The 8,881-nt window shown below is 34.1% G+C and carries 11 protein-coding genes; 1 reads left to right on the forward strand and 10 read right to left on the reverse strand.

The features are described from left to right. Nucleotides 1-235: 235 nt before the first annotated feature. The 6 genes from DN408_RS30175 to DN408_RS30200 all read right to left on the reverse strand — a co-directional run bounded on the left by DN408_RS30175 (nucleotide 236) and on the right by DN408_RS30200 (nucleotide 5,071). On the reverse strand, nucleotides 236-1,858 hold the full coding sequence (locus DN408_RS30175) for a peptide ABC transporter substrate-binding protein (protein WP_078179084.1): 1,623 nt from the start codon (nucleotides 1,856-1,858) through the stop codon (nucleotides 236-238). Nucleotides 1,859-1,878: 20 nt separating this feature from the next. Continuing rightward, a complete protein-coding gene (locus DN408_RS30180) occupies nucleotides 1,879-2,880 on the reverse strand; it encodes a C40 family peptidase (protein WP_002185644.1) in 1,002 nt (333 codons plus the stop codon). A gap of 39 nt (nucleotides 2,881-2,919) precedes the next feature. Further along, nucleotides 2,920-3,972 carry a dipeptide epimerase gene (locus DN408_RS30185; RefSeq protein ID WP_078179082.1) on the reverse strand — a complete coding sequence of 351 codons (1,053 nt, stop codon included), beginning with the start codon at nucleotides 3,970-3,972 and terminating at the stop codon, nucleotides 2,920-2,922. Between the two features lie 113 nt (nucleotides 3,973-4,085). Next, a complete protein-coding gene (locus DN408_RS30190) occupies nucleotides 4,086-4,412 on the reverse strand; it encodes a DUF3870 domain-containing protein (RefSeq protein ID WP_002127779.1) in 327 nt (108 codons plus the stop codon). 88 nt (nucleotides 4,413-4,500) lie between these two features. Continuing rightward, nucleotides 4,501-4,776: a hypothetical protein gene (locus tag DN408_RS30195; RefSeq protein ID WP_002127780.1), complete on the reverse strand. Its 276-nt coding sequence runs from the start codon at nucleotides 4,774-4,776 to the stop codon at nucleotides 4,501-4,503. Continuing rightward, nucleotides 4,715-5,071 carry an FtsB family cell division protein gene (locus DN408_RS30200; protein ID WP_078179081.1) on the reverse strand — a complete coding sequence of 119 codons (357 nt, stop codon included), beginning with the start codon at nucleotides 5,069-5,071 and terminating at the stop codon, nucleotides 4,715-4,717. Before DN408_RS30200 ends, DN408_RS30195 begins: the two co-directional genes overlap by 62 nt. A 288-nt stretch (nucleotides 5,072-5,359) precedes the next feature. Here DN408_RS30200 and DN408_RS30205 point away from each other — a divergent pair, with 288 nt between their 5' ends. Next, nucleotides 5,360-6,286: an aldo/keto reductase gene (locus tag DN408_RS30205; protein WP_078179269.1), complete on the forward strand. Its 927-nt coding sequence runs from the start codon at nucleotides 5,360-5,362 to the stop codon at nucleotides 6,284-6,286. 48 nt (nucleotides 6,287-6,334) lie between these two features. On the opposite strand, the gene DN408_RS30210 is transcribed toward DN408_RS30205, so the two are convergent. The 4 genes from DN408_RS30210 to DN408_RS30225 all read right to left on the reverse strand — a co-directional run bounded on the left by DN408_RS30210 (nucleotide 6,335) and on the right by DN408_RS30225 (nucleotide 8,703). Further along, nucleotides 6,335-6,931: a DJ-1/PfpI family protein gene (locus DN408_RS30210; RefSeq protein ID WP_002168209.1), complete on the reverse strand. Its 597-nt coding sequence runs from the start codon at nucleotides 6,929-6,931 to the stop codon at nucleotides 6,335-6,337. Then, the gene (locus tag DN408_RS30215) at nucleotides 6,928-7,419 is read right to left on the reverse strand and encodes an ankyrin repeat domain-containing protein (protein ID WP_002127784.1); all 492 of its coding nucleotides are present in this window, start codon (nucleotides 7,417-7,419) and stop codon (nucleotides 6,928-6,930) included. Before DN408_RS30215 ends, DN408_RS30210 begins: the two co-directional genes overlap by 4 nt. A 385-nt stretch (nucleotides 7,420-7,804) precedes the next feature. Then, a complete protein-coding gene (locus tag DN408_RS30220; RefSeq protein ID WP_000789035.1) occupies nucleotides 7,805-8,035 on the reverse strand; it encodes a hypothetical protein in 231 nt (76 codons plus the stop codon). A 167-nt stretch (nucleotides 8,036-8,202) separates the two neighbouring features. Next, the gene (locus DN408_RS30225) at nucleotides 8,203-8,703 is read right to left on the reverse strand and encodes an invasion protein (RefSeq protein ID WP_002012946.1); all 501 of its coding nucleotides are present in this window, start codon (nucleotides 8,701-8,703) and stop codon (nucleotides 8,203-8,205) included. Nucleotides 8,704-8,881 lie beyond the last annotated feature (178 nt).

Below are 8,881 nucleotides of genomic sequence, written 5' to 3' on the forward strand. Positions count from 1 at the left end.
TTGTATACATGTATGTATTCCTCTCTTTTCTCTGCAAATTCATACATTCATAGAGAAAGAAAATGTTTCCAAAGAAACATGTTAATTATACAAGATTCTACATAAATTTCACACTGGAATTTATGTAATAATTTTATTTTTAAGCTATGAAAAAACTTATAAAATGTCTATAATTCATTTGAATCTATAAGAAAAAACAGACTATCACATACGTGAAGTCTGTTTCTCCATCACTTTATTTTTGTACATCTGCCCATTTTAAACTTGTAGCTGGACCGAATTGATGTACATATAATTCTTTCACATATGGTTTTTGTAAGTAAGAAAGACCGCGCTGGAATACTGGTGCAATTACCGCATCATCAAGGAGCACTTTTTCCGCATCTTGCAGTGCTTTCCAACGAGCTTTTTCATCATTACCTAATTCTGTTTTAATCTTCTTAATTAACGCATCATATTCTGGATTTGCATATCCTGTATTATTTACGGTACTTCCCGAAAGGAAAACTTCTAAGTATGTCATTGGATCTGGATAATCAGGTAACCAACGTGATAACGACATTTCGTATTCTTTTTTCTTCTCTAGCGCTAATTTTTGCGTATGTGGTTGTAATTTCACATTTACTTTTAGCCCCGGTAAGTTTTTCTCAAGCTGTTCTTTAATATATTCGCCTACCTTTTTAAAGTTCTCTAAGTCATAGTTTAATAGTTCTAACGTCACTTCATTTGTGCCTGTCTCTTGCTTCGCCTTTTCCCAATATTCTTTCGCTTGCTTTACATCCGTCTTATTAAACTCACCTGCCGTACTTCTAAAATCTTTCTTATCTGGTCCTTTTAAAAATCCTTTTGGTACGTAATAATTCGCAGCAACTGATCCGTCATTTAAAAATGATGTCGCCAAGCCCTTTTTATCAAACACTGTACTTAGCGCAAGACGTGCATTTTTATTTTTAAGAATCGGCACATTTTCATTGAAACGGAAGAAATACATAACCGGATCTGTATATTGTTTCAAATCTTTATTATTTTTATATTTATCTACGAATTCTGTTGAAATGACAGCTCTATCAACTTTATCTGTCTCATATAAATTTACCGCAGTTGAAATTTCTTTAACAATTTGATAGTTTACTTCATCTAACTTCACTTCTTTTTTATCCCAATATTTATCGTTTTTCTTCATTGTAAAGCTCGCTTCGTGCTTCCACTCTGATAATGTAAACGGCCCATTATATATCGCTTTATTTGCCTCTAACCCGTATTTATCACCTTGCTCCTTCGCATATTTTTCATTAATTGGATAGAAAGATGGTAAAATGAGTAGTTTCGTAAAATACGGTACAGGATGTTCCAGCTCTACAACGAACGTTTTATCATCCTTTGCTTTCACACCTAATTCTTCTAAGCCTAATTGTTTCTTATTTATCTTCTCCGCATTTTTCACATCGTACGCGATATATGCATATTGAGAGGCTGTATCTGGATTTATAAGTTGCTTCCAAGCATATACGTAATCATGAGCTGTTACTGGATCTCCGTTAGACCATTTCGCATCACGTAAGTGGAATGTATATGTCTTACCATCTTTACTCACTTCATATTTTTGTACTCCCGCTTGAATCACTTCATCATTTTTCGATAAACGGAATAACCCTTCCATTACGTTATTCAAAACGTTAAATGATACCGCATCTGTTACTTTCCCTGAATTTAATGATGGAATTTCACCCGTTTCTAGTAGTTGTAATACTTTCTTCTCATCTTTCGGCTTTGTAGCTGTTTTTTCTTTAGCACAGCCTACTAAAAATGAAGATACAAGTAGAGTACTAACTAATGAGTAGTGAACAACCTTTTTCATATAAAGCCCCCCTATCTTTTTTAAGGTAAGTAACGACGAGCACCAGCGTATTCTTCTATATATCCTGGTGTATTTAGCGGTATAATTTCTACCGATCTTTCAGCCTTTGGAGAGTGAATCATATTTCCATCACCAATATACATGGCAACGTGATGAACACTACCTTTTCCTTGATTATGTGCAAAGAATATTAAATCGCCCTTTTGTAGGTTTTCTTTATCAACCGCAATTCCTGCTTTTGATTGTGGCCCAGAATCCCTCGGTATTGTAATGCCATGTGATTTATAAATCGTATGTGTAAATCCAGAGCAATCAAATCCAAAACCACTTGTACCAGCCCATATATACGGTAATCCTAAAAACATTTTTCCGGTGTTTATTAAGTCATCAGCGGTTGGAGTCGGAATATCATTTTGAGAATGGTAAACAGTTCCATCATTTTTCCGTAGCCACGCCTTCTGACCATTTGGTAACAATACGCGGTATGAGATCGTATCTTCACTTAATAGCGGTAAACGCGTATTATAACTGACTTCTAGCGATTTATGTTTTTCAGAAGGGTTAATATATACAATTGCTGTCGGTTTCGTTACTAATACAAAAGCTTCGTTTGTTTTATCTGCAAATTCCTGATTATACGTTAATTGTTTTTCAGGCATCCACCCTGGATACCCTTCTTCATTTCGCGGCGTTGGCTGTCCGTGCACTAGTACTTTTACCCAATCACCTTTTTTATCAATTACTGTTACTTCTTGACCGAGTAGCGCTTGCGTTTCTAATTTATTTGCACTCGTTAACCAAAGCTTCTCATCTAGCGTCATTGATTTCGTCCACTTCCATAAATCAACTGGATTTGTCGCACTCGGTGCATCAATTGGTCGTAATGAATCTGGTGCAGTCCATAACGTTGCAGCAGATACATCTATAAATGCTTTACTATCCTTCTTCTCTTCAGCATTCACCGAAGTAAACGATGAAAATATAAATAAAGTTGTTAAAAATGCAGTTCCTACTTTTTTCATATATATCCCCCTTATAAGATAGTTTACTAGGTACTACTTCTAAGATTGTATATTCACTCTAGAATGCAGGTTTACCTTTGGACCAGTGTAAGTCATCCCTTCTGGCTCTTCTACTAACCATAACGGTGCATCAAGATCAAAGTAATGAATATTCGGATGAGCCGCAGCTAAATGGGCAACAGCGCTAACTGAAAGTGAAGATTCCATCATACTTCCGACCATACATTTCACACCTGCTACTTCCGCAATATCCGCAATTTTCCATGCTTCTCGTATGCCGCCGCATTTCATTAATTTAATATTAAGTAGGTCTGCATATCCTCCTTGGACAATCTTTAATGCGTCTCTTGCCGAAAACATACTTTCATCTGCCATAATAGGCGTTTGTACATTGTCCTTCACGTACTTTAATCCTTCCCAATCTTTCGCATGAACTGGTTGTTCTACAAATTCTATATTTAAATTTCTATTCTCCATTTCTCTAATAATAGAAACCGCTTCTTTCGGTTTCCATCCTTGATTTGCATCTAAACGTAACGTCGTATTCTTTGGTACTACATTTCGAATTGCCTCTATGCGTTCTAAATCTAAATGTGCCTCTTTACCCACCTTAATTTTTAATGTTTGGAATCCCTTTTCGATATGCTTTTTCGCTTCTTTTGCCATTAATAAAGGCTCATCAACACTTACTGTAATATCAGTATAAATCTCTTTCTTCCCACCTAACAATGCATATAACGGTATGTTGTGAAATCGACAATATACATCGTATAAAGCCATATCTACCGCCGCTTTCCCACTTGTATTTCCTATACAGCTCATTTGAATGTGTAACAATAACGTTTGAAATTGCAGCACATCTTTATCAACTAATACGGAGCGAATTGGCCCTAATATCGCTTCCTCAATCCCGTTGGCAAAATCACCTGTAATAACCGGTGTTGCTGCAGCAGCTCCTTTTCCAACAATCCCTTCATCTGTATGAATAAACACATCTATACTTTCGATTTCCGTTACAGTGCGAAGCGCAGTTTTAAACGGTGTATGAAGCTTTACATGTCGGCGGTTTACCTTCACATCGGTAATTTTCATTTTGTTCATCCTTTCATTGTTTATAGAGTGATACTTTAATATCCGGGTGGCTTTTCCGTTAATGCGAAACAAAAAAATCCAGCCATAAGAAGATTCTTACGGCTGGATTTTGTCTATGAATGGGTAGACAAAGCAGCGATCTGATTATATTTTTTCTGTGCATCCTTTAGCGCTACAAGTAGCGCCTTTTGACACGAACCGAAGTACCGATTTTTTATTTCTGTTACTAATGCTGGGTCATTAATATTTTTATGTAGAAACAAATATTTAACAAATTGAGATGTTAATGCAATTGTGGCTGAGCAATCTGCATCTACAATTTCCCCTGTATCCTTCTCAAGTACAAATGCTACAAAATAACTTTTGAACTTTTCGGTAATGGGATTATTTTGAGGTGCTTTCGCATCCCCTACGACGTAAATTGTATTTGAAGCGTACACAGCTATCTTCCTTTCTTATACGAGGATAACGGTTTTCTTAACAGACGTATAAGCTGTTAACTCAACGTTGATTAAAAAATGTATCCGCTTACCTTGTATTATATACAATTGACAGAATTTTAACAATATTTATTTTGACATATATTCCATAATTATGAAAATCTCTTAAAACAATTAAAATTGGCTCAAACTTCTCATTTTTACAATATGTCATTTCTCCTTGTACCATGACATTCACACTACAAACAACTTTTCCCTCATACATCAAAAAACAGTTAGCTATCGCTAACTGTTCCACCACTTCACTTTGGCAATACGAATATTGTTTCGTTTGACTTAGAAAATTGATACTCTTTTCTAGCAAACTTTAAAATCTCTTCTTCATTATCGGTTAAATTCTCAATGTTAATCTTTAAAGAACCTTGATCTTTCTTTAAAGAAACTAATTGTTTCTTTTGATTTGTTATTGTATTTTTTTTGCCATTAATTACTTCTTGTTGTTTCGTTAAAATATATTGAACGTACAAAGTAGTCGCAGCAATAAAAATGAACATGAAAATAAAACGCCTTAACTTCTTCTTATTTATAGTTCGCTTGTCGTTAGGCTGTGATAGTTGCTCTGGTATATTAGGAACATTGACTCTTTTGAGTTTCCTCATTTTCAAATCCCCCTAACCCATATTTTCTCACTACCATAGGCACGATCTCTTACTAACTTAAATTCTATTCTTATAAAATAACCTCCTTCACAAAAAAATCTCACAAATTAACCAATTAGAGATAGCGTTCGACGACATCTCTGTATTTAAAATGAGAATTTTTATTTATGCTGCTATAAAATAGTAGTTTATGTTATTCTTTTTCCCCAATTGTAGAAAACATTTTTACACATATAAATTCTAGTTTTGCATACCGATGTTATAACATGCTTACAAGGAGGAAAAATGATGCACTACCGTACATTAGGTAAAACTGGAATTACTGTTTCTGAAATTGGCTTTGGAGCGTGGGCGATTGGCGGCGATGAATGGGGTCCTGTTAACGACAAACAATCTATAACCGCTATGAAGAAAGCAATTGAATGTGGCGTAAACTTTATTGATACTGCTGATGTATACGGATTAGGACATAGTGAAAGGTTAGTAACTCAAGCGATAAGAGAGCACCGCAATAATATCGTTTTATCAACGAAAGGCGGTTTAATTGGGCATCACTATGATCCAAGTGGAGAGCCTGTTTATAATACTGCAGAAAAAGTGATCGCAGTATTTGAAACTAGCTTACTGCGCCTAGAAACAGATTATATTGATGTTTATTTCTGTCACATTTGGTGGGATAAACAAGAAGAAACAGAATCATTTTTACGAGCATTTGAAATATTAAAACGGGACGGAAAAGTAAGAGCTGTTGGTGTTTCAACTCACGACATACAATATATAAAACACTTCAATAAAAACAATGAAATTGATGTTGTGCAACTTGATTACAACATATTAAACCGAAAACCGGAAAACGACATACTGCCCTACCTACAGGAGAACAATTTAGGAGCTGTTATACGCGGCCCTTTAAAAATGGGGATATTAACTGGAAAATTTACAAATAAAACAACTTTTCTTGACGGAGATTTACGCAAAGAATGGCCAAAAGAAAAGTGGTTTCAAGAAGATTTACAAAAAGTAGAGAAACTACGATTACTCTCAAATGAAAATCAAACCTTAGGGCAACTTGCACTTCGTTATGTCCTCACTCATCCAGCGGTATCGGTCGCAATTCCTGGCGCAAAAACAGAAAAACAAGCGAAAGAAAATGCAGACTCGTCTATCCGTCCGATTCTTACAGATGAGGAATTAGCGCATATTCAGTCAATATAAAACAAGACCAGCAGCTGGAAATATCCAACTGCTGGTCTTGTTTTACTTTTAATACTTTAAATCTATATCATATTCCATCCTCTTCGCTGTTTCTTCAGCAACTCGAGCACCCAACAAATTTCTCACAATGTGAAATGACATATTAATTCCAGCTGAAATTCCTCCAGACGTAATAATATGCCCCTCATCTACAAACTTTACATTCTCTAATACTTCCACATTCGGAAAATCATTTCTAAAACTTTCAATACTTGCCCAATGTGTTGTCGCTTTGAAGCCATCGAGTAATCCAGCTTTCGCAAGTAAAAGCGCACCGGTACAAACAGAAGTCATTAACTTTACTTCTTTCATTTGCTCGCGGATCCAATTTGTTATTATTTCATTTTTCATTTCGTTTTCTCTAACACCTAACCCACCAGGAATAATTAAAATATCAACTGGAGGCAAGTTTTCGATACTATAGTCCGGTTGTACCTTTAATCCATTTCTCGCTGTAATCATTTCTCCATCTTGACTAACAGTATGAACTGTAAATAGTTGACCTTCACTTGTTGCTGTAACGGAAAAAACTTCAAATGGACCCGCAAAATCTAACACTTCCACTTCATTAAAAAGAAAAATCCCTACATTCCAGTGGCTAATCATAAGCTCACTTCCTCTTGCAAATGATGTAATAGGGATTCATACCCTTTTTCTAAAGCAATATCATATGCGGTTTTTCCATCATTTTTCTTAATCATTTTATTAGCACCATTTTCAAGAAGTAATATAATGATTTCTTCATTTCCTAATAACGCCGCTTCATGAAGTCCTGTCCAGCCACCACTTTGCACAGCATTCACATCTGATCCCTTTTCAATTAAGAAAGCTACAAGCTCGCTTTGCTTATTCGCAATTGCTGCTTGAAGAGGTGTATTTTCATTTTCGTTTTTTGCTCTAATATGTATTTCTGCTCCCTGTTCTAAAAGGAAACTTGCAATTTCTTTCTGTCCAAAATAAGCAGCTAAGTGAAGCGGTGTCCATCCATCTTCACTAAATGAGTTAACAACACTTGGATCCGTATTAATGATTTCTACTACCTTTTCTTTTTCCCCTCTTATGACTGCTTGTGATATTGATATGATTTGTTCCATAATGAACCTCCATGTATACAAATATTAAGTACCCCTTAATAAATTCCATTAATAATCACATGTTCCTTTCTAAATAATTAAGTTTACATAATAATATTATTTTTATAATTCGCTATCCTAATAAAAAAACAACCCACTCTAATGAGTAGATTGTTTTTGAATTTCATTTTTATATTTGTTTAAAAAAATATCATTTTCACTTACAACTAATAAACATTAATAAAAATGAAATGAAATTATATATTTAGCAGCCATGAACTCTTTATATATTCAAAACCGGCTATTTACTTAGATTAATAGTTTTTTATCACTTGAAAATAAAAATGGAATTTATCCTTACATTTGAAAAATACATATATAGCAAGAATCTCTAGCAGTACTCTTATCATACTAATCTATAACAATTCTGCCTTCTTCCCTTACCTGTATCCTTTAAAACATAAGACTTTAAAACGAGTGCTGTTAGTGAATCTGTTAATGTTTTATATGATAAATTTGAAAGAGCTAATAGATCGTTCGTATATAACATTCTATGCTTCTCTAATAATAATAGTACTAATCGTTCTGACGGTTTTAATGTTTCATCACTTTCTAGTATAAAATCTATATTTTTCATATCCCTACTTCTTACTCCTTATATAAAAAAATGATTTTAGTAGTTATTTAATATAAAAATACTACACAACAAATTTGAAGATATATCGAAATAACATAACACCCAAACACTTTTTATACTATAACATAAAAAAGACATTTCCCCAAATTGAAAATGCCTTTTTATATCTACTTCTCTTTTTTATATAATTGATATGATTGTTCTAGCCCTTTATTATATTTCGTATTATTATCTGTCCATTCTCCCCCTAAGTTTCCTGGCCACCCTGATGTATTAGCAACATATTTAAGCAACTCCCAATCCTGCAGTCCTTTTTTCACACCACGTTCATACGATTTGACCATACTTGAAATTGCTATCGTTGTATTTATACGCGAATCCACTAAACTCTCTTCCGATAATTGCGCTGGTGCTAATCCACCACGATGTAATTGGAATAATCCGAAAGATGTTCCGTTATCCCCTATCGCTTTTCGATCAAATTTTGTTTCATGATCAGCAATAGATAATGGTATCCAATCTGGAATATCATACCTCTTTGCAACTTCACTAATTACTTGTTTATTATTTTTAATCTCTTTCTGCTTTTCATAGTTAATATAAATTACATAACTTAAAGTAACTAACGTAAATAATATGAATATATATTGTAGTGCCTTTTTCATCATTTCATCTCCTGCTTTGTATATGTTTCACTTTCTATATACACTATAAGACTTTTATGTGACATTCATTTGACAAAATGATATTAATTATACATAAGCTGTTACAGTTTTAACTATCAATCTAAAAACTACAATTCTTCTAAAAGACTCCTTCAACACATAAAAACAATCAGCCTTTCAT

It is taken from the genome of Bacillus sp. AR13-1, assembly GCF_008042285.1.
Taxonomy (GTDB): domain Bacteria; phylum Bacillota; class Bacilli; order Bacillales; family Bacillaceae_G; genus Bacillus_A; species Bacillus_A mycoides.

Coding starts and splice junctions, on each gene's coding strand:
- DN408_RS30205 (WP_078179269.1), top strand. CDS start 5,360: ATGCACTACCGTACATTAGGTAAAACTGGAATTACTGTTTCTGAAATT.
- DN408_RS30215 (WP_002127784.1), bottom strand. CDS start 7,419: ATGGAACAAATCATATCAATATCACAAGCAGTCATAAGAGGGGAAAAA.
- DN408_RS30200 (WP_078179081.1), bottom strand. CDS start 5,071: ATGAGGAAACTCAAAAGAGTCAATGTTCCTAATATACCAGAGCAACTA.
- DN408_RS30185 (WP_078179082.1), bottom strand. CDS start 3,972: ATGAAAATTACCGATGTGAAGGTAAACCGCCGACATGTAAAGCTTCAT.
- DN408_RS30220 (WP_000789035.1), bottom strand. CDS start 8,035: ATGAAAAATATAGATTTTATACTAGAAAGTGATGAAACATTAAAACCG.
- DN408_RS30225 (WP_002012946.1), bottom strand. CDS start 8,703: ATGATGAAAAAGGCACTACAATATATATTCATATTATTTACGTTAGTT.
- DN408_RS30175 (WP_078179084.1), bottom strand. CDS start 1,858: ATGAAAAAGGTTGTTCACTACTCATTAGTTAGTACTCTACTTGTATCT.
- DN408_RS30210 (WP_002168209.1), bottom strand. CDS start 6,931: ATGATTAGCCACTGGAATGTAGGGATTTTTCTTTTTAATGAAGTGGAA.
- DN408_RS30180 (WP_002185644.1), bottom strand. CDS start 2,880: ATGAAAAAAGTAGGAACTGCATTTTTAACAACTTTATTTATATTTTCA.